The following is a 21,564-nucleotide window of genomic DNA, read 5'->3' on the forward strand; positions in this document are numbered from 1 at the left end:
TATACTGATTCACTTCCGTATAGCCGAACATATTGCTCCTGCTCATTAATTCTCGTACAAGCTTAACGCATCGATCATTATCCGAGGTCAGATTATCGCCGTCCGAGATATGGAATGGGTAAATATTGTATAGCGAAGGCGGATAACGCTGGTCGATAATCTCAAGCGCTTTACGGTAAGCGGATGAACAAATCGTTCCCCCGCTCTCCCCTTTAGAAAAAAACGCTTCTTCTGTTACTTCCTTCGCTTCCGTATGATGTGCGATAAATGCAATGTTTACTTTCTCATATCTTGTACGCAGAAAACGGACCATCCAGAAAAAGAAGCTGCGTGCTACATACTTCTCCAATGCACCCATCGATCCGGATGTATCCATCATAGCAATAATAACTGCATTGGAATGAGGCTGGACGACTTCTTCCCATGTTTTAAACCGCAGATCTTCATTCGTGATGTTCTTAATCCCTTTATGACCTTCCAATCCGTTGCGGCGCAACGATTCAAGAATGGTACGCTTTTTGTCGATGTTGCCCATTAATCCTTTTTTACGAATATCATTAAACCGGATATCCGTTACAACTACATCATCCTGCTGCTTCTGTTCCAGATTAGGCAGTTCCATTTCGGCGAACAGCATCTCTTCAAGTTCTTCGACTGATATTTCCGCTTCATAATAATCTTCACCTGCCTGATCGCCTGCGCCCTGTCCCTTGCCCGGACCTTGCCCCGGCTCTCCTTCCCTGGCGATAACATCGCCTACTTTGGAATCACCATTGCCCTGACCGACGTGCTTGCTTTTGTTATAGTTATACCGAATACGATATTCATCAAGAGAACGGATCGGGATTTTCACTACATCCCGTCCGTTCGACATAATGATATTCTCCTCGCTGACAAGATCGGGAAGGTTTTTTCGAATCGCTTCACGAACCTTCTCCTGATGGCGCTGTTGATCCTGATGACCTTTGCGGTGCAATGACCAATCTTCCCGCGAGATAATAAATGGCGGTTCCTGTTTCATGTGGCTTCCCCCTTTAGCACCGCCTACCGGTTCAAGAGGCTGCCCACATAACGCAGCAATTCGTTTGCGCAAATCGGGCAATACCCGTGTTCATCGATAAGACGCGCGGTGACTTCATTAACTTTTTTGAGCTGGATTTCGTCCGGTGTTTTGCTCGACGTGGTGATTTTCACTACATCTTTCAAGTCAGCGAATAATTTCTTCTCAATAGCTTCACGCAGACGTTCGTGACTGTTGTAGTCGAATCGTTTGCCTTTGCGCGCATAGGCCGAAATTCGAATGAGTATTTCTTCCCGGAATGCTTTCTTCGCATTCTCTGAGATACCAATCTGCTCCTCAATTGAACGCATAAGTTTTTCATCTGCATCCATCTCTTCTCCTGTAATGGGATCACGTACTTTCGTTTTGTTGCAGTACGATTCCACATTATCAAGATAGTTATCCATAAGTGTTTTTGCAGATTCTTCATAAGAGTAGACAAACGCTTTTTGAACTTCCTTCTTAGCCAGCTCATCGTATTCCTTGCGGGCGATATTAATGAAAGTAAGGTATCGTTCTTTATCTTCTTTTGTAATGGTAGGGGATTGATCCAATCCGTCTTTGAGCGCACGCAGAATATCAAGCGCATTGATGCATTCAGTATCACGGCGGATAAGCGCGCTGGAAATACGGTTAATGACATAACGCGGATCGATACCGGCCATTCCTTCATCGGCAAATTCGTTCTGCAATTCTTTAATATCTGATTCTTTAAAGCCTTCTACAGCATCTCCGTTATAAAGGCGCAGTTTCTTCAGCAAATCAACGCCTTGCTTCTTTGATTCTTTCAAACGTGTGAGAGTCGAGAAAATTGCAGCGGCCCGCAGCGAATGCGGTGCGATATGCACATGCCCAAGATCACTTTGCTTAATCAGCTTCGAATAAATTTTCTCTTCATCTGATACACGCAAGTTATACGGGATACGCATAACAATCATCCTTGATTGAAGCGCTTCGTTCTTCTTATTGCTGATGAACGTTCTATATTCGGATTCATTCGTGTGGGCAACGATAAGCTCATCCGCTGAAATTAAAGCAAATCGTCCCGCCTTAAAATTCCCTTCCTGTGTAAGAGAGAGCAGGTTCCAGAGGAATTTCTCATCGCATTTCAACATCTCCTGGAATTCCATCAATCCGCGGTTTGCTTTGTTTAATTCACCATCAAATCGGTATGCACGCGGATCGGACTCCGAACCGTACTGTGTAATTGTGGAAAAATCGATGCTGCCGGTAAGGTCAGCGATGTCCTGTGATTTTGGATCGGAAGGGCTAAATGTCCCGATTCCACGCCGCTTTGCTTCTGAGAAAACGATACGTTCTACCGGCATATCTTCGATCCGTCCGCCATATTCTGTGTCGAGACGCATCTGATTGTAGGGGGATAAGTTCCCCTCGATAATAATACCCAGTTCTTTTTCAATGTCAGCACGTAATTCATTAGGAATAAGATGCAACGGATCTTCATGCATGGGGCATCCCTTAATGGCATAAACGGCACCTTCATCGGTGCGTGTGAACTGTTCGAGTCCGCGCTTTAGCATCGTAACGATCGTCGACTTTCCGCCGCTAACAGGCCCCATCAGCAGGAGGATACGCTTACGGACATCAAGACGCATAGCTGAGGAGTGAAAATACTCTTCTACTAGCTTCTCAATCGCCCGATCCAAACCATAAATTTCGCGGCTGAAAAATTTATAACTCTTGCTTCCATCCTCATTATGTTCAATCCCGGCATGCTTGATCATATTGTACACCCGGGAGTGTGCGGTCTGGGCAACGTGCGGATTTTTTCTTACAATCTCAAGGTACTCGGCGAATGTCCCTTCCCAAACTAGCTGCTCTTCACGTGCACGGTATTCCGCAATCCGCTTCAGGATATCCATCGGGCACTCCTCTCCTTTTCTTCGTTCAGAATGGTAAGTCAGGGATGTGTTTTTACTATCCTATTCCGCACATGCAGATGACATGCTAATTATATGGATCACATTTGATCGTTCGACATTCACGCAGAAATAAAAAATAAAGACGGGAACGCGTCCACATACTACGCATTTCCGTCCTCATTTTTTATTTCTGATATGTAGCTCCATGCATGACTTCATAAATTTCTAACTGTGAACCGGTGGCTGGATTGTTGTCCGAAGAGTGTGCGTGTGCCTGGCGAAAGTTATCACTTTCAGTCCATGCTTTGAACGATTCTTCGCTGTCCCATTTCGTATATACGACCTGCTTGTCTCCTTCTTTTGCACTTAAGAATTGAAACTCCAGACAGCCTGGAACATTGCTCATACGCTCTGCACTCTTGGCAAACATCTCTCCCATGCGCCCTTTCATCGCAGCAGGAACCTGCAATACATTCATTACAACGTACATGGTATATCCACCTCCATAAAGTATTGTTCCTTATTAATGATAACAAAACCGCCTGGACTTTTCCAATTATAAGCGTTCAAACTTTGTCAAGATTACAGTGTTCCTCCATGTTCCAATGGTAAAATCTATGAGGTATAATAAAATAAAGCACATATTTTGGAGAGGAGTAATAGAAATGGTAATTATTCTCGCTGTAACCGTCCTGATAATCGGTGCCATCTTCACCGCCGGCTACAATGAAGATAAAACATGGGGATTGTAAGTTTCCTTACTGTGTAAAGCGCTGCCAAAATGCAGCGTTCTTTTTTATAGTCACTGTTTTCTAAAAATCGTTTATCTGCTCTTCTTCCATAAAAGCAATGAGACGCTTTTTTATCGCTTTTTTAATATAGTCAATCCCGGGATGTTTACTATTAAAAATTCCAAGTTCATGAGGTTTGTAGCCTGTGATTAGTAATCGTCGAAGCAAATCAAATCTCCTCCTCTAAAACAAAAGGGACAAAGAGCCCCTATACTCTTTGTCCCTTTTTGCCTCATTAGAATACCGAGATAACGGCGCCTTTATACTTCTCGTCGATGAATTTCTTCACATCTTCGGATTTCAGCACCTGGATTAGTTTTTTGATTTCTTCGCGGTTTTCATCGCCCTCTTTAACGGCTAAGATGTTTGCGAATGTCTTGGCAGCTTCAGAATCTTTCTTCTCCATTGCAAGTGCCTGGTCGAATGTTAGTCCGCCTTCCATCGCATAGTTTCCATTGATGACCGCGTAGTCTACTTCGTTCACTGCGCGCGGCAGCATGGATGCCTGCATTTCTTGAATTTTGATATTATGCGGATTTTCTACAATATCTTGCTTCGTCAGACTATTCAATTCTTTACCCGGAGTTAGCTTAATCCAGCCCTTGGACTCAATCAGTTTCAATGCACGCGCACCATTTGATACATCATCTGGAATCGCGATTACCGCCCCATTCTTCGGCTCAGCTGCTTTTTCCTTGCCAGGATACAGCCCCATCGGCTCTAAGTGAATGCCATCTAGCGCCTTAATATGTGTACCATGCTTTTTGTTGAATTCATCAAGGTACGGAACTGTTTGGAAATAGTTTGCATCGAGTTGTTTCTCTTCAAGCGCTGTATTCGGAAGTACATAATCGTCGAATACTTTGATTTCCATGTCCACGCCCTGTTCCTTTAACTTAGCTTTTACATGCTCAAGAATTTCTGCGTGCGGTACGGCGCTTGCGCCTACTGTAATTTTTTTCTCATTTCCGCTACCGCTGCCGCATGCTGCGAGCACGCCGACAGTGAGCAGTAAAATAACGGATACGATCCATTTTTTCATCGTCTATTACCCCTCTTTATCCCATATCGGTTTATTTTTACTCATTGTGCATGTAATCGTTCTGTTCAGCTGCATCGCGCGTACGGGCCCGGTACACGAAACACAAAAAACCTCTCCAGCAGACCAGAGAGGGGATTGATTATACATTCAATGCACACTCTTATCTGCCAGGATATACGAAATCCTGCTGGAATTGGCACAGCATTCTTCCCTAAAGAAAAATCCGCTGCCGGGCTTCATCGGGCCAGTCCCTCCACCTCTCTCGATAAGCGAGATCACTATTCAGTTGAACTGAGAACTATATTACGCATCTTTCAAACAATTGTCAATTACTTTTTTTATAACATATTTTGTATAAACTACATTTTACGCTTCTTTCACTACGAAAAAATACCGCTCCGGGCTACAATCTGCCCGTATAGCTCTTTTAATGTACCATGCTCATCCACATGATGCTGCGGTACACCACGGTCGATTTTATAATCCTCAACAAGGAACGTTTTTAGCCCGACTTCGGAAGCTACCATATCCTGCTGCATATCATTGCCGATCATAATAGCATCCTCTGGCTTAATATCAATCCGCTCACAAATTTCAATGAAGTATTTCGGATTAGGTTTGCAATAGCATGATGTCTCAAAAATCGTAACGTGTTCAAAATCATTTTCTAACAGCCCTGCCCATTTCATCCGCTCATAAATAGCAACACCCGGGAACACCGGATTGGTGGCTACGACCAGTCTATAGCCTTGTTTCTTCGCCTCTTCTACCACTTTCAAGGCGTAAGGATGCGGTTCAATATCCTCTTTCAAAAGCGGAAACTCTTCTGCATAGAACGCATCGAACAGCGGCCAGATCGCTTCTCGTTCCAATCCGCACGCTGATAGGAAGTGTTCACGGAAAATCTCCTCATTCGTACGGTTCGCCCCGTCGTCTTTCATCATTTGCTTTGTTGCCTGCCATACAGATGTAACAAGTAACTCGGGATTAACAATATGTGCTGTGTATTCACCCAGCCGCTTCATATAACGCTGCAAAAACGCCTCCGTATCCAATGTCAGAAGCGTTCCGTCTAAATCAAAAAGTATCGCTTTTTCTGCCACATCCGACACCTCCTTCTGCTTTCTACCTTATTTTGTTGCTCATGCTCTACTTCATGTTGGGATATCCGACTTGCCTTAGTGCTTCATAAAGAACAACTGCGGCAGTATTGGACAAATTCAGCGAGCGTGTCGCATCTCCCATCGGAATCCGGATGACTTGTCCAGAATACTGCATTATAATTTCCTGGGGAATTCCAGTCGTTTCCTTGCCAAAAACAAAAAAATCACCATCCCTATATTGAGCATCGGAATGGTACGTATCACCGTTTGTCTCGATAAAGAAAAGACGGCCGTCCGGATGCTTTGCCGCAAAATCGGCAAACGATGAATAATATGTAATATCGACCGCATGCCAATAATCAAGCCCCGCCCGTTTTAAATACTTGTCATCCGTCGAGAAACCTAGCGGTTCAATCAGATGAAGCCGTGTACCGGTCGCTGCACACGTGCGGGCTATATTGCCCGTATTAGCTGGAATGAGCGGCTCATGAAGCACTATATTCAACGCCATTCACTTGTTCACCTCACTTTCTATCATAGCACAAAAATAAGCAGCAACATACATGAACAAGCATTCATACTTTTGACAAGAATATATCAATATATTGAAAAGAGCCGCAGCATTCTCTTGCGGCTCTCCCTCCTTGCTATTAGATTATTGTGCTTTAGTTTTTACAACAATCGTATCGGCCATTTTATCATGCCAGCTCTGCTTACGTTTATCAAATCCTGCCCAAATGTATCCAATCAGCAATACAATGCCAGAAATGATTTTCCCTATTGTTTCACGCAGAATAACCGTTCCCCATCCGGCGGTGCTTCCATCCGTACGAACGACCTTGACACCGATAATCATCTTGCCGAGTGTCTGTCCCCATACACCGGTTAACACAATATAATAGAGCAGCCCCAGTATGTTCTGTATAAACCACTCGCTCGAGAATGGCGCCTTCGATGAAAGCCCCAAAAGGTACAAAACAGCCATAAGTAAAATGCCATCAATAAATGCCGCCACAAAACGAATCCAAAAACCGGCATACCTTGTATTTTCCATTTCCATCTTTTCTCCCCCTTTCGTATAATTGCCACAATGTATGAACTATGGACGGTAAATATACTCAAGACTTGGTGTTCTTTTCTCCTCACTTAAAAAACCCGGAATAGGCTGCTGATTCAATATACCAGACAGCTTAGTAGAGAATGAGGAAAACATTCTTGAGAAGCCGAAAGGCTCTTCATAGCGAACAACTTTCGCTTCCTGTAGCTTTGCTAATTTTTTCGCTGCTTCCGTCGCGTCTTCCAGTGTTCCAAGCTCGTCAATCAATCCGTTCGCCTTTGCCTGTTTACCCGTATAAATCCTTCCGTCAGCAAGCTGAAGTACTTTCTCACGTGGCATTTTTCTTCCTTCAGCAATCACATCGACAAACTGCTGATAGCTTTCATTAATTACGCCTTGCAAAAGGGTATGTTCGTCCTGCGTCATTTCCCGCATAGGATTACCCATATCTTTAAACTTTCCACTCTTAATTACGTTTTCTGTAATCCCATACTCTTTAGCCAGCTCTCCATAATTCATATATGAGGCGATAACACCTAGACTTCCTGTTAATGTGGATGGATTCGCATACACTTTGTCTCCCGCAGTGGCGAGATAATACCCGCCTGATGCGGCATATGAGCCCATACTAATCACAATTGGCTTCTTCGTTTCGCTTTTGATTTGTTTCAGTTTACGATGTAATTCATCGGTTGGAACGACCGCCCCTCCTGGTGAATTAATCCGTATGACAATCGCTTTTACATTTGGATCTTCTTTTGCTTGATTAAGCTGGGAAATAAGTGCCTGATAATCAAACGAGCTATTCCAGCTGCTCTCTTCCGAGATAACCCCTTCTACATACAATTGCAGTACCTGATTCGTTCCGCTACCAGATACTGTTTTCGCCTTCCATTTCTCAGGTGCGGAAGCGACTGAACTCTCCTCACCCCGAACCAGTTGAAGAACGAGCGCCGACACTACAACAAGCACTACGATCGCAAGCGCAATCCATCTTCTTTTGTTCATATGCTGTTCTGTTCCTCCTCTTATGTATCGTTTCGTCTCTTCCTCCTCTTATTTACGTACTCTCTATCAAAAAGATTCAACTATAAGTTATACTTACATAATATGAAAAAATCGGTACTGTATTTTCGGCGTATAGGCGGTGGAATCACGGTAATCCCAGTACCGATGCCGACTATTTGTCGTGTGTGCGTTCACGAGCGGCATACCGCGGCTATCTTTCGCTACTACAATAGTCGAATGCTGCCAGCGTCCATCCCCGTCGAAATCATAGCAAATCACATCGCCGAGAGAAAGCTGATCCGCGCTCGGCTTGCTTTCTGCCTTGATATGCCCTCTCTCCAGATGCCAACGGAAACTGTGGGCCACCGCCCAACTATAACTCCATAACGCTGAAGGACTATTCCCGCCACGATACCACCAACCTGTAGCCCTGTTGCTGGTAGGGTGGAACGGAATACCACCGGCATACAAACACTGTGAAATAAAGTTCGTGCAATCCACATCAAAATGGCGAAAGTTCGGATTATATTCATTCCACCAGGCTTCGGCATATCGAACTGCCTGCAATCTATTGTATACATAGCTGCCTTTTCTCGGTTGTTCTTCGTTAAATGATACATCTTCTTGCGGTTGAAAAACCGGCTGCACCGCTTTTTGTGGTGTACCATTGACCTTATCCTCCCGCACGATAAGCCATCTGTCCTTTATATGCCGCAACATTACACGGATGTGTATGTCTTTTTCCTGTTCATGCCATCTTTTCTCCAACTGGTAAGCATACCATTCTCTTGCTTTAATACGGACAACAATTTCATCTTTCCCATCCTTTTCAACCTGGAAATCATTGATTTGTAATTTGCTCTGCAATGGACGAACCCGTCTCTCCTTTAACTGCTGCCAACGTTGGGAATTACTCTGCTCCACCGATTCAGCCTTTTCTCCACTCAAGCACCGGGAAAACTCATCCGTTTTTGTAATAAGGCTTTTTGTCCGACATTGCAGGTAAAACTCCAAAGCTTCTGTCCACGTGGTCATCTTCTATCTCCTTTCTTTTTTATACATAATCAAATGTACATTGACACATCTCAACATCATAATATGTATATTCCGTATGAAAAGAAAAAAGGACGGCTGCTGCTCCGATAAGAAGCATTACCGTCCTTTTTCACTTATTTTTTTATGCCGAACCGACTTCAGAATGTTCAAGCACACCTTCTAATCGCAATAAATATTCTTTCACATTCAGCCCACCGCCATACCCCACCAGTGCGCCGTTTGAGCCAATAACCCGATGGCATGGAATGAAGATGGACAGGGGATTCTTATTGTTGGCTCCGCCAATGGCACGTACCGCCTTGGCCGCATTGATGGCGAGCGCAATATCTTTATATGATCTCGTCTCTCCGTAAGGAATTCGTCGAAGCTGCTCCCATACAATCTTTTGAAACGCAGTACCATGTATATCAAGCGGAAGGGTAAACTCCCGTCGCTCTCCCCGGAAATACTCGTCCAATTGCTCTGTCGCTTCCAGGAAAAACTCAGGTGCATATGTGATATTCTCTGTGTGCATCCATTTCTTTGCCCAACGTGCTAACGAAAGCCTCGCTGCGTCTCCATCACTAAATTCTACCCAGCACAACCCTGCTTCTGTAGCAGCCAATACAATCGGCCCGAGGGAGCTTTGATACACAGTATAAAAAACTTCCGACTTCACCCAATCCCTCCCTTATGACATCTTCTTATCATCTTACCCCGTGCAAAAAGAAGAAATCCAGCACAATCATTCGACATTTTCCACATTTATAAGCGCTTTTTCAATCTCTTTTTGAACCATAGCATCTTTTTCGCGGATTTTCGCTTTTTTCAGCGCAAGCATCGCATCCTCTCCGCCGATCCTGCCCAACGCCCACGCTGCCGTACTTCTAAGCACCGAACGTTCATCTTCCAACAGCACATGAAGCAAGTCTGGGACGGCACTTTTATCTTTAAAATGCGCAAGTGCCAAAATCGCATTGCGCTGGATCGGCTTCTTTCCTCGCCATGAACCTGAGGATCGTCCAAACCTTGAAGCGAATTCCTTCTTACTTATTGTAAGTAAAGGCTTTAAAAGCGGTTTTGCCGCATCCGAATCAGGTGTAAATTCCTGGTGATGGGTAAAATTGATTTTCCGATTCTTTGGACAAACCTGCTGGCATGTATCACAGCCGTATAAACGGTTTCCAATAGCAGAGCGGAATTCCTCAGGAATCTCATCTTTGACCTGTGTCAAAAATGCAACACAACGCGTAGAATCAAGCTGTCCCCCCTGTACAATCGCCCCAGTAGGACAAGAATCGATGCATATCGTACACTCCCCGCACTCCTCTTCTATAGACTGGTCAGGCGGAAACGGCACGCTCGTCAGCATTTCTCCTAAATACACCCATGACCCGAACTCTTTCGTAATGAGCGATGTATTCTTGCCTACCCATCCCAATCCAGCCCGCTCCGCAACTGCCCGATCGGATAAAGCGCCCGTATCAACCATAATCTCAGTTTTAATCTCAGGCACTCGCTCATGTAGAAATCGTTCCAGTTTTTGTAGCCTATCACGCAGTACATGATGATAATCTTCTCCCCAGGCCACACGTGCCATCACGCCCCTGTAGTTTCCTGGTTCAGATTTTGGTGGTGCCTCCATACGGGACGGGTAGGCAAGCGCAATCGCAATAATGGATTTTACCTCTGGAAGAATGCGTTCCGGATGAGTACGCTTTTCAATATCCTTTTCTTCAAAACCGGACTCATAGCCCTTTTCGCGGTGTTTATATAACCGCTCCTTTAACATAAGAAATGGGTCCGCCGAGGCAAACCCGATTTTATCAATTCCAATGTGGTGTGCATATTGAATAACGTCCTGCTTCAGGCGGCTCCAGTCTGTTACTGTCGTGTCATCATGCCGTGTTTTCATGCTGCACCTCCTGTTGCCCTACCGGCGCACGATCGCTCCAGTCGCTAATTCGTCACAGCGATTATTCAATTCGTTATCTGCATGCCCTTTTACTTTGATGTATTGTACGTCATGTGTCTCCATGAGCGCAAGTAGTTCTTTCCACAAATCCTGATTTTCTACCGGTTGTTTTTTACTGTTTTTCCAGCCATTTTTCATCCAGCCTTTATACCAGCCCTGCTGAAAACAATTGACCATATAAGCGCTATCGCTATGAAGCAGAACTTTGCACGGCTCCTTTAATACCTTAAGTGCCTCTACCGCTGCTTTTAATTCCATGCGATTATTCGTTGTATTTTCCTCGCTGCCGCACATTTCCTTACGATGCTTGCCATATAGCATTACAGCGCCCCAACCGCCAGGTCCCGGATTGCCGGAACAGGCACCATCTGTATAAATAATAACTTCCTTCATTTTGTCCCTCATTTTTTATAGTTTATATTATGTTATGTATTACAGTATATCAACTTCTTTATCTTTTAGGGAAGTATGGTACAATATCGGCAAAAGAGGTGATTTCATGCAAAACTATACGATTGATGGGGACATCCGTACCAAAATTCCCGGTATAAGACTCGGCATGCTTCACTACAATGACGTCAAGCTCTCTCCTACACCGGGAATGCTAAAAGGACGGATTAACTTATTTCTTGAGAATATGCGGCATGATTATTTGGACAAATCCGTCAGCGACGTTCCAGGTATTCGAGAATGGAGACAAATTTTCAAAGCGGTAGGAATGGATCCATCCCGCTATCGACCTTCATCTGAAGCTCTCATGCGTCGCGTCCTGCAAAACAAGCCACTTCACTGGATACACACGGGGGTTGATGTAAACACCTTTCTCTCCCTTCAATTCGGCCTTCCCGCTGGATTGTATAATCGGGACTGTATTGAAGGCGATGTGACCTTACGCCTTGGACGGGAGAATGAAACGTACGAAGGGTTGAACGGTAGGGACATTGCATGTACAGGCAAGCTGGTGCTCGCCGATGCGAAAGGACCGTTCGGCAGCCCTTTCGTAGATTCTGTACGTACAAGCGTGGCAGAAGATGCGACACAACTATTGCATGTGTTTTTTATTTATCCGGAGTTCGGGCGCTGGACAGACGAACAATTGCTCCGCTCTGCAGGCGACATGTTTACACATATTAATGGTGGCGATTACGAAATACTACCTGCTCCATAAAAATAATAAGCAATACGCCCATGACAAGACCATTTCCGAAAATATAGCTAAAGATAGGCGGTAATACCTGAAGCGCTTCAGGCGGAACAAACATCAGGCCGATACCGCCTAGCAATCCAAGGCCAATGATGAGTATATTTCGCTCATCAAGAATAATCCGACCGAAATCCCGTAGTCCAAAGCCAAGCAATTGTGTATAAGTTACAAACATAACCGCATAACCAACCGGAGAAGGAAGACCGGCGAGGATGCGGCTAACAGGTGACAGAACGCCTAACAAAATCAACATAATCGCAGCGATGATAAACGGCAGACGTGCAGCAATACGTGATACCTGGATTACTCCTGCGGAAATAGAGAGCGGCACAAGACCGACGATACCACCGAAACCCGATAAAAGATGGGCCACTCCAGTCATGATGCCGCCGCGTCGATAATCTTCCTCTCTCGCTCGAACATTCGATACGTGGCTAACAACAGCAATACTGGCGACAAGATTCGTAATAAGAATCAATCCGGTAACAAGGGACGTAAGAACAGTACCTAGATGAAACACAGGAGGCCCCCAGAAAAATGGCTGGGGCAGCGCAAATATCTCATTCGCTTCCTGAAGAGGCTTGGTCCAGTCCATGACTAAATAAATCAGCCACCCTATAATCATACTAATAAGGATGGCAAAGCTGCGTACGTATTTGAAGGGCGACCGAATCATGATAAGCGTAAAAAACACCAAAGCGATTGATATCATTGCAAGTCCAGGTTCTACGCCGCTTTCCTTTGAAAAATACCCGATGCCAAGCATCCCATTCATCACAGGTCCGCTAAGCGATACCGCAAGCAATATGAGATAGCCACCGCTGACTAACGGCGTAAATATTTGTTGTACCTTTCCAATAAATCCGGTGGCCCCCAGAATAATAAGCATAATTCCTGTAATAATCAGGCCCATTTCCAAGGATTGCCCGATTTCCTGCGGTGCCTGCCCTGCAACGGTCCCCAAATTCACCAGGATGATGAAAATTCCCCACCACATACCAGCCGGTCCTTCTGTAATCGGCAGCCTATGGCCGAACAATATCTGCAGTAGCGAGACAAGTCCGATTAAAAAAAACGTTTGTTGAACAAACTGGCCTACCTGTTGGGGTGACAGGCCATACATCTCCCCGATTACAAGCGGAACAACAAGGGAGCTAGATAGCGTAATAAAAAACCATTGTAGCGCCGCTGTTATCGTTACTGAAACCGGTGGCTTTTCATCCAATCCGTATAAATTCTTTGTTGCTTCCCTCTGTGATTCCATATTTTCACCTTTTCTCATCTCTCTTTGCACATTCAATGGCGACTTTCAAATCGTTCCACACTTCTTTTTTTGCTTTGGTAAGCGCATCGCCGCGCTGACGCACGACATAGGCCGGATGCCAGGTCGGTACTACTTTTGTTCCTTCATACTCATATATGTTTCCCCGGAATTGAGACATTGTTTTCATATCCGGGAAAAAAAACTGCAATGCCACCTTGCCTAACGCTAAAACAACTCTCGGTCTGATGATATCAAGCTCACGTCGTAAATATTTGCCGCACTCCAACGTCTCCTCACGCATCGGTGTCCTGTTTTTTCCCTTGTCATCCGTTACGCGGCATTTGACCACATTCGTCATATAGATTTGCTCTCGGCCAATTCCCGCTTTGCCCAGAATAAGTGTAAGCAGCGAGCCGCTAATACCAACAAGCGGCAATCCCCAGTTCTCCTCGTCTTCACCAGGACCTTCTCCAACAATCATCAACGGTGTGGACGTATTTCCTGTACCGGGCACCCTGCTCTTTGCCCGTTCACAGAGCGGACAATCCATACAGTTTAAAATATGACGGCGCACTTGTTCCATATGTACAATTCTTTCAACTTGATATAACGCAGGTTTAACGTCTTCAGAATGATACCCGTCTTTGGTCAGTCGACGGTAGAAATCCTGCATACCTTCCGCAACATGTTTCATCCGATTTCTCTCCCATCATGATGGCGTCCTTTTCTACGATATCATATTTTTTCGGAAAGATGGAATAGTGCTGCTTTTTTCCTGAACATAAACGATGACCAATAAAAGAAACCCGCCTCCTAAAGAAACGGGTTTTCCTTGAAAAAGCCTTGATTAAAGCGGCACAACTACTAATTATTCAACTTTCGCTGCTCCCTGCTTCGCTCATTTGAGCAGCCCACGCTTCATATAATTGATCTTTAGTCTTGAGACCGGGACGGGGAATTGCATGGTTTGCAACATATGAGCTTCCGACATGCCTATTTTCCCACATCTCTTGATGTGCCTCCGGCAACTTTTCAAAAGGCACCAATACGGGTTCAGTAATCTCAAGCATTCCTGCGTCGATCATCTCGTTCATCCGGATAACCTCATACGCATTCGACAGATGCGTACCTAAAATGTTCACGGTCGGCATATAAATGCGGCGTTGGCGCATCCATACTTGCGGTGCATAGAAACTGTATCGACGTTTACCCATGTTTTCACTATAAACTACGCGACCGGTATATGGCTTCACGAGGGTTGTACTGACACCTAGTGTGTCATGCCCGGCACGTTCGAATATAATATCTGGATATCCGCGTGGATTATCGGGAGATCGTAAATACTTGGCTACCGCACTACCGAATGGCTTGAAGATATAATCAGTAAAATGACGCACCGACTCTTTAAATGCTTCCGTATGTGTCTTCGGATTCGGCAGATCAGGCATCGTTTTTGGCCATACGAAGTTGTCCCCTTCCCGCCTTTTTATCTCTTCGATACTGAGTATCCCCCGCACTGCGTCACCATAGCCAAGGCTTTGCACAAACTCTTTTTGTGCATCCGTGTAAGTTGCTATTAAAATGCGTGCTCCCATCTCGCGCGCTGCTTCGATAGCAATAAGCCCGGTCTCATCCACGATGCCATCCGCATTTGTGTCCGTACCATAATAAATCAGCATCGCTTCACCTGCACGCAACATGGCCTTTTCATACATCTCACGCGGTGTATTATCGCCTTTTTTACCGACAAATGTAAAATGATAGCCACTTGATGCACCGTAAAAAGTTAGTGTCCCTCCTTCTTCTACCAGCTGGAACGAACGTGGAAACGCGACTTCCCCGGCGTGGGATACAACATAATCAGCCAGACGTCCGCCGTTCTGTGTGCGATAGTCATTAAGTATCTTCTGGCCAGTCGCTTCCCATGCTGCCCATTCGGATGGATTCGCTGGCACCTTCGTAAATACACCTTCGTATGCCGGACTTTTCCGATTGATTACCCCTACAGCACCCTGCTTACGAATATAATCAGCCCTCTCCTCATTGGATACCATGCCCGTTACGTATAAGCCATTGTATGCCGCCGATTTAAGAGCTTCAAGCCCCGTGCCAGTCGCTGCACCTTCAACAAACAGATTTTTATTCGGCTCAATTCTCAGTGTGGTGAAAAGTGCACGATAAATCGTTCCCAGATTCAAAATATAGCTTCCTGCCGCTTCCAAAGTCGCATCCTGTGGCTTTACATGCACTTGTGGAGCCTGTACGATCATAAATTGTTGGTGTGAACCGTCGGGTCCCTGATACCCTTGAATACTGAAATTAGCAAACATTGGATCAAGACCTACTGTTGGTGACAGCAACTCATTCTGGCCCGAATAAACAGTGACCAAATCCCCCACCTTAACACGGCCCTCATGCTTCACTTCACTTCCTACAGCTGCTACAAGCGCGATACCTCCGCTTCCTGTTACATGATAGTCCATGTCATGGTCATCCAGCGTGGAAACAGGGATACCTGTAATGGCCCAAATATCGTTAAAGTTCACCTCACTGGCTAACACATAGAGCAACACTTCATTAGCACTCGGCTTCTCAACCGGAATAATGATTTTCTTCTCACAATCGATTGGCTCACCATGGTCTACCATGCCTGTCTCATCGTTTTTTGTAACTGCATATGCATATTGCCATGTTGGAAGTGGTGTAAATCCAGGGAAGTATGGAGCGCCAATCGGCAACAATTCTCCCTTTTGAATCAGCTCTGCCTGTTTTGCCTCGTCCGGCTGAAACCTGGAGAGAGTAGGCAACGGCTTGCTCTTCTTATCAAAAAACGCCTGAATGCCAAGTTTACCCCCTTTCGGGTCAATAACCGCTTCAGCAAAAAGCTGTGCCTCGCATTCCATGCCTTTCTTAATGCCTTGTTCATATCCGGTACGAATCGCTTCCAAGGCGCGGTCTGCTGCTTCCTTACGCCCAGCCCAGACCGACTGGCGAAAAATGCGTTGAATCTCCTGATTGCCGTCGATCGCTTCCTGCAGGAACGGTTGCGGCTTATTCCCGTTATTGATGAATTTATTATGACGATCAAATGCTTTCTTAAGCACCCCTTTTCCAAATAAGATGTATTCACGCGCAAGTGCAGATGCCCGAACCAATACATCATCACAGCCATCCATCACTTCATCGATAAGGCCAATACGCTGTGCTTCTTTCGCATCAATGCTCCGGCCGTTGAGAATGATTTCAACAGCTTTTAGGAAACCCTCCGTACCATGGCGTTGCTGCAGCAGCCTTGGCAAACGCTGCGTGCCGCCATACCCCGGAATCAGGTTCAAGTTAATCTCTGGCTGGCCAAACATCGTATGTGGCTCGGCAATCCGATAATGAGCCGCCATCTGAAACTCATTGCCTCCGCCAAGTGCTACACCATTTATGGCAGCGATAACCGGCTTGCCAAGACCTTCAATTCTACTAAATGCCAGATGCGCTTTATGAGCTAAAGGCAGCACGTCCTCTACTTCAAACATTTCTTCAAGAAATTGCTTCAAATCGGCGCCTGCCACGAAAGAGCTTGTCCCCTGTCCTGTAAAGATAACAACTTTAATATCCTCACGCCGACTCAAGTGGCTGACAATCGTATTCAACTCGTCGAGCGCCCGTTCATTTAATGCATTGACAGGCGGATTTGAAACCGTAACAGTCGCAACTTTTTTGCCACGAAGGACATCATTATACTGTATGCGGAAGAAACGATAGGTCTCGAAAATCTTCTGTTCTTCTTCCATCTTCGTTTTCATCCGCCATTGATCGACTTTCGGCTGGATTTCTGCAATGGCTTCCGGGTTGCGAAGTGTAGATGTATCGCCCAATGGTTCTCCGCTCAGCATTTTACTGAGGTAGCGACGCATATATTTACCGCTTCGTGTCTCGGGAAATTGCGTAACCTCAATAAAATCGCTCGGCACTGCGACCGCGCCTTTGTCCTGACGGACCAGCTCGGACAGACGACGCTGGTCTTCAAGCGTCAGACGCACACCGTGTGCCGTCTGGATAAATGCTATCGGTGTTAGCCCCTTTTCTCGGTGTGGTGCGCCGATAACAAGTACATTCCCGACCGGGGAATCAGGATTAATCTGCTTATCACGCAAGATGGCGCCTTCAATTTCTTCCGTTCCCATCCGGTGTCCCGATACGTTAATTACATCGTCGGAACGCCCATGCAATGAGAACGACCCATCCTCATATTTCATGGCGAAGTCCCCCTGCGTATAAGCCCATACACCATCCCATCTGCCCCAATACGTATCAATGTAGCGCTCTGCATCCCCTTTCCAGTCGGAGTTGCCAAAATTAGCTTCATCGCCCCAAATATAGCGAGCTAAATAAGGATATGGCTTCGTAATAACGATTTCCCCTTTTTCTTCATAAGCTGCTGAACGGTACTTTGCTTTGCCACTTGGCGCCGTGCCTTCCACAATCCATACATCGCCGAAAATCCACGGTAACGGAAATGTATGCGCATCAGCTTTAAGCTGAAAGTCATTGTTTCCATAGAAGTGTGTCCATACGATACCGCCATGCTCGGTGGCCCAATAAGAATTGATGTACTGTCGTGTCATTGCATCCATGCCGAACTGCTGAACGACTGGGCTTGTTGGCTCGGCACAGAAGGTCGCTACACGAAGCGTATCCATACGGTATTGCTCTACGTCGGCTTTGTTTTGCGGATTGGACATAATGGTTTTCAGAAAGGTGGAGCCCGCTTTAAAAATAGTTACATTGTAGCGTTCAATGATACTTGCATAGCGGCCTGCACTCGGAAATACAGGCGCCCCTTCTGCCACCACGCTCGCTGTACGCGTCGTCAACGCAGCTGAAATAAGGTATGATTGTCCAGTAATCCAGCCCGGATCGGCAATCACATACATTGTATCTTCGCCTGGTTTAGCATCAAACGAAATTTTCATCGTATGAGCAATGCCAGATACATAACCGCCATGCACATGTACGATCCCTTTTGGTTTGCCTGTACTTCCGCTTGTATAGGTAATAAAGAGCGGATACTCAGCATCGACCGGCTCAGGCCTGGATACAGCATACATTACTTTGATGAAGTCTTGCGTCTCAAGTTCAAGCAATTCTTTCTCGTCCGCAACCTCATATCCTAATTTACCGGCTGTTTGCAGCACTTCTTTACTTGCCTGTGCAATCAATTCGTGTGACCAGCGATCACGCTCTGGACGCCAATTCAAATCCTGTTGGCGTGTATGGCGGACGACAATAACAGCTTCGACACGGGGTGGCGCCTCAACGAGTCCTTTGGCAATAACTGTGCGAATGTGCGATTTTTCTTTAGCGTCCATATCATGGAACTGAGCTAAGGCCATGCCGACGCCACGCATCGCGTCAGAACGTTCCACCGTAATCTCGTTACCAATCGTCTGCCTAACCTTTTCGTTAATTAATGCGGCTTGCTCCCTCGTCAGTTTGAGTTCATGCAGCTTCTCCTCTACAATCCGCTGTGCCGTTTCTTTTGGAATATAGTTATCCAACGCCGGATCGGTATACGCTTCTTTAAAGTCAACGATTTGTGCATTGCGATACCCGCCATCTGAAGTAATAACCACTGTAGCGCCTGCATTATGAATCCGGTCGCTTAGCGTCTTGTCGCTAAATCCTCCAAACACTGCCGTATAGATAATTCCTAGACGCTTCGCCGCTTCCGTGTAATAAATTTGTTCCATAATATTCGGCAGATTCAGTGCAATACGGTCACCCTTTTTCAAGCCTAATCCCGTGAGTACCTGTGCCGCCTTTACCGTCTCAAGCATTAGTTGCTTGCGCGTAACGGCGAATTCGACAACCGGTCCGCCACGTCCACCATTCTTAGCCTGATCCCAACGATCACCCTCAAAATAAAAGGCAGTCTCACCCCCATGTCCGTTTATTACATGGCGATCTACCTCATTAAAGCAGGCATTGGTTAATCCACCCGAGAACCACTTATAGAACGGTTCATCATTATTATCGAATGCCATATCCCACGGTTCAAATCCCGGTGCATACGTAATGGTAACAGCAGAGCCGTTATCCGCATCTAAGCCAAGCCATTGATTTTGTTCATCACTCCAAATGATCCAGGCATTTGTTTTTCTATCGTACCAATGAATTTCTCGCTTAGCGATTTCGCCATGGAACTCTCCCGGATTTTGCTCTGCTTCATGACGCTGTTTATTCCAATCTTCACGGGTAAGGATTGGATTGCATCTTACTTCTTGCGTTCGTATATTCATTGTACTGCGCCCCTTTCTGTCAGCCAAAATAGCGTATAAGTCGCCAATTTTATAACGAAAAGAACTCCCTCATACTATTTCGACTTTTCAGACATAAAAACCTTTATGCACGTTCATAGCTATCGTGCAAAAATGTAATTTCTCTGTAAGCAAACAAAATAGTTATTTATCTACAAATGAAAAAAGACCCGTATACTCGCCGGGCCTTTTCTCTGTATCATTCTCTTCATTCATTTGTCTAATCGAAGTACTCCAGGCATACTTGTTTTAATCCTTGCAATTTATTTATGAGCCCATCTATATCGCAAGTATGCACAGTATCAACCAATATGTTATCTTCTTCGGTTTTTGAACGTATGTGTATCTCCATACATCCATCCCATCTAACATTGGCATCAAATGTACCATCTCCATCCTCCAGCTCTAACGCAACGATTCGTTCATCTTCATTTGTATGCTTAGATTTGACTACCCATTTCACTCTTACACCACCCTACATACTGAAAATCCTTTGCATTCAAAAAGGCTATTTTCAGTGTAACCTTCTTTAGTAGGATTAAACTTAATTTTACATAATTCCACTTCCTTACATCATACTGTAAAATACGTATGGTTGTATGCATTAAAACAGCGCAGTTTAGTTTTTCACCGAAATAAATTACACATCAATTCAAATACTAACATTGTGATAAAAAATAAAAGGTGGGATGCAATTGAAAAGAGAAAAAAGTCGTCACAATAACGAGCAAAACAGCATACAGGTACACCGTTCTATTTGTGATGAAAATGATGTGTACGGAATATCCAAACATGAAATAGAAGTTGATACTGATGTTAATGAAGATGCCAATCGAGAAAAATTATTGGACGAGTCATTCTCTTCATTTTTACACTCATTAAGAGAAAAATAGGATAATTGGGAAATAGTGCGAAAAGAGGCTGCCCTAAAAGTAGAATTTTGGGGACAGCCTCTTTTACAGAATATTTATTGCACCAGTACAGAATTTAATTGAAGCTTCTCTACAGCCTGTCTAAGCTTTTTCAAATCTTCTTCAAATACTTCCTGTAGTTCACGACGATATATAATCGCAGCAGGATGATAAAGCGGAAAGAGATGGAATTCCTGTTCAGACAGAGTAAATTCTCGACTCTCTTCTTTTATACCTGCACGTTGTATTGGTACAGTTAGTAATGTACCATGCACTTTTGAAATGCTATGTTCAGGAAGAAGACGTTTCAACGGTGTAGAACCAAGTGTAACGATTAATTTAGGATTGACAAGATCAATTTCCATGTCCAGCCAGGTAGCACAGGAACGGATGGCATGCTGAGACGGTGGCTTATTCGATTTTGTAATTCGTTTGGTTCCATTTTTCAGTATCTTTTCTGTTACTTTATAGGGCCGGCAGCGAGTAGTGTTTGCAACATACATGTTATTTCGATTCAGGCCAACCGATTTAAGGAAGTCATTCAGGTTTTCGCCGGCTTTTCCTACAAAAGGTCGAGCGTTTTTCATCTCTTCAGCCCCTGGACTTTCACCGATAAGCATAACTTCAGCATTTGAAATACCTTCACCAGGAACAGGAGTTTGTCCCTCCTCTCTCTTCAGCCCATCCTCACATCGTACACAGGTCAAGAATTTTTCTGGTAATAGCATATGTACCCTCCTTTCGTTTTTTACGTCTTTTTATCTTTTCCTTAAATTTGATTAAAATAAAAAACGCGCTTCTTCGTCCAGTATGGAACGAAAAAACGCGTTATTGACATGCTACCTATTTCAAGCTCGAAAAATCATTCGCTACATTCAATAAAAACAAGCGGGTGATGGGAATCGAACCCACGTATTCAG

The 21,564-nt window shown here is 44.9% G+C and carries 19 protein-coding genes, 1 pseudogene and 1 riboswitch; of the genes and pseudogenes, 2 read left to right on the forward strand and 18 right to left on the reverse strand.

Annotated elements, in window-relative coordinates; translation table 11 throughout:
- The 13 genes and pseudogenes from yhbH to rnhA all read right to left on the reverse strand — a co-directional run.
- Positions 1–1,021 (reverse strand): sporulation protein YhbH (gene yhbH, locus HMPREF0083_RS03200; protein WP_021619583.1); only part of this gene is annotated, 1,021 nt, incomplete at its 3' end.
- A gap of 23 nt (positions 1,022–1,044) precedes the next feature.
- On the reverse strand, positions 1,045–2,943 hold the full coding sequence (locus HMPREF0083_RS03205; protein ID WP_021619584.1) for a PrkA family serine protein kinase: 1,899 nt from the start codon (positions 2,941–2,943) through the stop codon (positions 1,045–1,047).
- A gap of 184 nt (positions 2,944–3,127) precedes the next feature.
- A complete protein-coding gene (locus HMPREF0083_RS03210) occupies positions 3,128–3,433 on the reverse strand; it encodes an antibiotic biosynthesis monooxygenase family protein (RefSeq protein ID WP_021619585.1) in 306 nt (101 codons plus the stop codon).
- A 340-nt stretch (positions 3,434–3,773) separates the two neighbouring features.
- Positions 3,774–3,902: pseudogene (locus tag HMPREF0083_RS26955) on the reverse strand (SLOG family protein); the annotation flags it as partial.
- A gap of 67 nt (positions 3,903–3,969) precedes the next feature.
- Complete coding sequence (locus tag HMPREF0083_RS03215; RefSeq protein ID WP_021619588.1) at positions 3,970–4,776, reverse strand: MetQ/NlpA family ABC transporter substrate-binding protein; 807 nt, start codon at positions 4,774–4,776, stop codon at positions 3,970–3,972.
- 157 nt (positions 4,777–4,933) lie between these two features.
- Positions 4,934–5,048, reverse strand: a riboswitch (SAM riboswitch).
- A 108-nt stretch (positions 5,049–5,156) separates the two neighbouring features.
- Positions 5,157–5,879 (reverse strand): HAD family hydrolase, encoded by a 723-nt coding sequence (locus tag HMPREF0083_RS03220; RefSeq protein ID WP_040301334.1) that lies wholly within the window; start codon positions 5,877–5,879, stop codon positions 5,157–5,159.
- 46 nt (positions 5,880–5,925) lie between these two features.
- A complete protein-coding gene (gene trmL / locus HMPREF0083_RS03225) occupies positions 5,926–6,390 on the reverse strand; it encodes a tRNA (uridine(34)/cytosine(34)/5-carboxymethylaminomethyluridine(34)-2'-O)-methyltransferase TrmL (RefSeq protein ID WP_021619591.1) in 465 nt (154 codons plus the stop codon).
- 144 nt (positions 6,391–6,534) lie between these two features.
- Positions 6,535–6,939 carry an RDD family protein gene (locus HMPREF0083_RS03230; protein ID WP_021619592.1) on the reverse strand — a complete coding sequence of 135 codons (405 nt, stop codon included), beginning with the start codon at positions 6,937–6,939 and terminating at the stop codon, positions 6,535–6,537.
- Positions 6,940–6,978: 39 nt separating this feature from the next.
- Entirely contained in the window at positions 6,979–7,944 is a 966-nt protein-coding gene (gene sppA / locus HMPREF0083_RS03235; RefSeq protein WP_021619593.1) for a signal peptide peptidase SppA, read from the reverse strand.
- A 93-nt stretch (positions 7,945–8,037) separates the two neighbouring features.
- The gene (locus HMPREF0083_RS26105) at positions 8,038–8,979 is read right to left on the reverse strand and encodes an amidase domain-containing protein (RefSeq protein WP_021619594.1); all 942 of its coding nucleotides are present in this window, start codon (positions 8,977–8,979) and stop codon (positions 8,038–8,040) included.
- Positions 8,980–9,121: 142 nt separating this feature from the next.
- Positions 9,122–9,658 carry a methylated-DNA--[protein]-cysteine S-methyltransferase gene (locus tag HMPREF0083_RS03245; RefSeq protein ID WP_021619595.1) on the reverse strand — a complete coding sequence of 179 codons (537 nt, stop codon included), beginning with the start codon at positions 9,656–9,658 and terminating at the stop codon, positions 9,122–9,124.
- A 66-nt stretch (positions 9,659–9,724) separates the two neighbouring features.
- On the reverse strand, positions 9,725–10,894 hold the full coding sequence (queG, locus tag HMPREF0083_RS03250) for a tRNA epoxyqueuosine(34) reductase QueG (RefSeq protein ID WP_021619596.1): 1,170 nt from the start codon (positions 10,892–10,894) through the stop codon (positions 9,725–9,727).
- A gap of 18 nt (positions 10,895–10,912) precedes the next feature.
- Positions 10,913–11,347, reverse strand: coding sequence for a ribonuclease HI (rnhA, locus tag HMPREF0083_RS03255; RefSeq protein WP_040301335.1), 435 nt, complete (start codon positions 11,345–11,347; stop codon positions 10,913–10,915).
- Positions 11,348–11,453: 106 nt separating this feature from the next.
- On the opposite strand from rnhA, the gene HMPREF0083_RS03260 reads away from it, so the two are divergent.
- A complete protein-coding gene (locus HMPREF0083_RS03260) occupies positions 11,454–12,122 on the forward strand; it encodes a B3/B4 domain-containing protein (protein WP_040301336.1) in 669 nt (222 codons plus the stop codon).
- On the opposite strand, the gene HMPREF0083_RS03265 is transcribed toward HMPREF0083_RS03260, so the two are convergent.
- From HMPREF0083_RS03265 to HMPREF0083_RS03280, 4 genes are all read right to left on the reverse strand, one after another.
- Positions 12,085–13,422: a purine/pyrimidine permease gene (locus HMPREF0083_RS03265; RefSeq protein ID WP_040301349.1), complete on the reverse strand. Its 1,338-nt coding sequence runs from the start codon at positions 13,420–13,422 to the stop codon at positions 12,085–12,087. The two genes, HMPREF0083_RS03260 and HMPREF0083_RS03265, sit on opposite strands and share 38 nt — an antisense overlap.
- Positions 13,423–13,426: 4 nt before the next feature.
- Complete coding sequence (locus HMPREF0083_RS03270; RefSeq protein ID WP_021619600.1) at positions 13,427–14,116, reverse strand: uracil-DNA glycosylase; 690 nt, start codon at positions 14,114–14,116, stop codon at positions 13,427–13,429.
- A gap of 178 nt (positions 14,117–14,294) precedes the next feature.
- Positions 14,295–19,715 carry an AMP-binding protein gene (locus tag HMPREF0083_RS03275; protein ID WP_021619601.1) on the reverse strand — a complete coding sequence of 1,807 codons (5,421 nt, stop codon included), beginning with the start codon at positions 19,713–19,715 and terminating at the stop codon, positions 14,295–14,297.
- A 238-nt stretch (positions 19,716–19,953) separates the two neighbouring features.
- Positions 19,954–20,196, reverse strand: a complete 243-nt coding sequence (locus HMPREF0083_RS03280; RefSeq protein ID WP_021619602.1) for a hypothetical protein — start codon at positions 20,194–20,196, stop codon at positions 19,954–19,956.
- Between the two features lie 232 nt (positions 20,197–20,428).
- Here HMPREF0083_RS03280 and HMPREF0083_RS03285 point away from each other — a divergent pair, with 232 nt between their 5' ends.
- A complete protein-coding gene (locus HMPREF0083_RS03285; protein ID WP_040301338.1) occupies positions 20,429–20,626 on the forward strand; it encodes a hypothetical protein in 198 nt (65 codons plus the stop codon).
- A gap of 74 nt (positions 20,627–20,700) precedes the next feature.
- Here HMPREF0083_RS03285 and HMPREF0083_RS03290 read toward each other — a convergent pair whose 3' ends face one another.
- A complete protein-coding gene (locus HMPREF0083_RS03290; protein ID WP_021619605.1) occupies positions 20,701–21,372 on the reverse strand; it encodes a uracil-DNA glycosylase in 672 nt (223 codons plus the stop codon).
- Positions 21,373–21,564 lie beyond the last annotated feature (192 nt).

Source organism: Aneurinibacillus aneurinilyticus ATCC 12856, assembly GCF_000466385.1.
In the GTDB taxonomy this organism is placed as follows: Bacteria; Bacillota; Bacilli; order Aneurinibacillales; family Aneurinibacillaceae; genus Aneurinibacillus; species Aneurinibacillus aneurinilyticus.

Coding starts and splice junctions, on each gene's coding strand:
- HMPREF0083_RS03215 (WP_021619588.1), bottom strand. CDS start 4,776: ATGAAAAAATGGATCGTATCCGTTATTTTACTGCTCACTGTCGGCGTG.
- HMPREF0083_RS03210 (WP_021619585.1), bottom strand. CDS start 3,433: ATGTACGTTGTAATGAATGTATTGCAGGTTCCTGCTGCGATGAAAGGG.
- HMPREF0083_RS03265 (WP_040301349.1), bottom strand. CDS start 13,422: ATGGAATCACAGAGGGAAGCAACAAAGAATTTATACGGATTGGATGAA.
- rnhA (WP_040301335.1), bottom strand. CDS start 11,347: ATGAAGGAAGTTATTATTTATACAGATGGTGCCTGTTCCGGCAATCCG.
- HMPREF0083_RS03230 (WP_021619592.1), bottom strand. CDS start 6,939: ATGGAAATGGAAAATACAAGGTATGCCGGTTTTTGGATTCGTTTTGTG.
- HMPREF0083_RS03260 (WP_040301336.1), top strand. CDS start 11,454: ATGCAAAACTATACGATTGATGGGGACATCCGTACCAAAATTCCCGGT.
- HMPREF0083_RS03270 (WP_021619600.1), bottom strand. CDS start 14,116: ATGAAACATGTTGCGGAAGGTATGCAGGATTTCTACCGTCGACTGACC.
- HMPREF0083_RS03290 (WP_021619605.1), bottom strand. CDS start 21,372: ATGCTATTACCAGAAAAATTCTTGACCTGTGTACGATGTGAGGATGGG.
- HMPREF0083_RS03205 (WP_021619584.1), bottom strand. CDS start 2,943: ATGGATATCCTGAAGCGGATTGCGGAATACCGTGCACGTGAAGAGCAG.
- HMPREF0083_RS26105 (WP_021619594.1), bottom strand. CDS start 8,979: ATGACCACGTGGACAGAAGCTTTGGAGTTTTACCTGCAATGTCGGACA.
- queG (WP_021619596.1), bottom strand. CDS start 10,894: ATGAAAACACGGCATGATGACACGACAGTAACAGACTGGAGCCGCCTG.
- HMPREF0083_RS03275 (WP_021619601.1), bottom strand. CDS start 19,715: ATGAATATACGAACGCAAGAAGTAAGATGCAATCCAATCCTTACCCGT.
- trmL (WP_021619591.1), bottom strand. CDS start 6,390: ATGGCGTTGAATATAGTGCTTCATGAGCCGCTCATTCCAGCTAATACG.
- sppA (WP_021619593.1), bottom strand. CDS start 7,944: ATGAACAAAAGAAGATGGATTGCGCTTGCGATCGTAGTGCTTGTTGTA.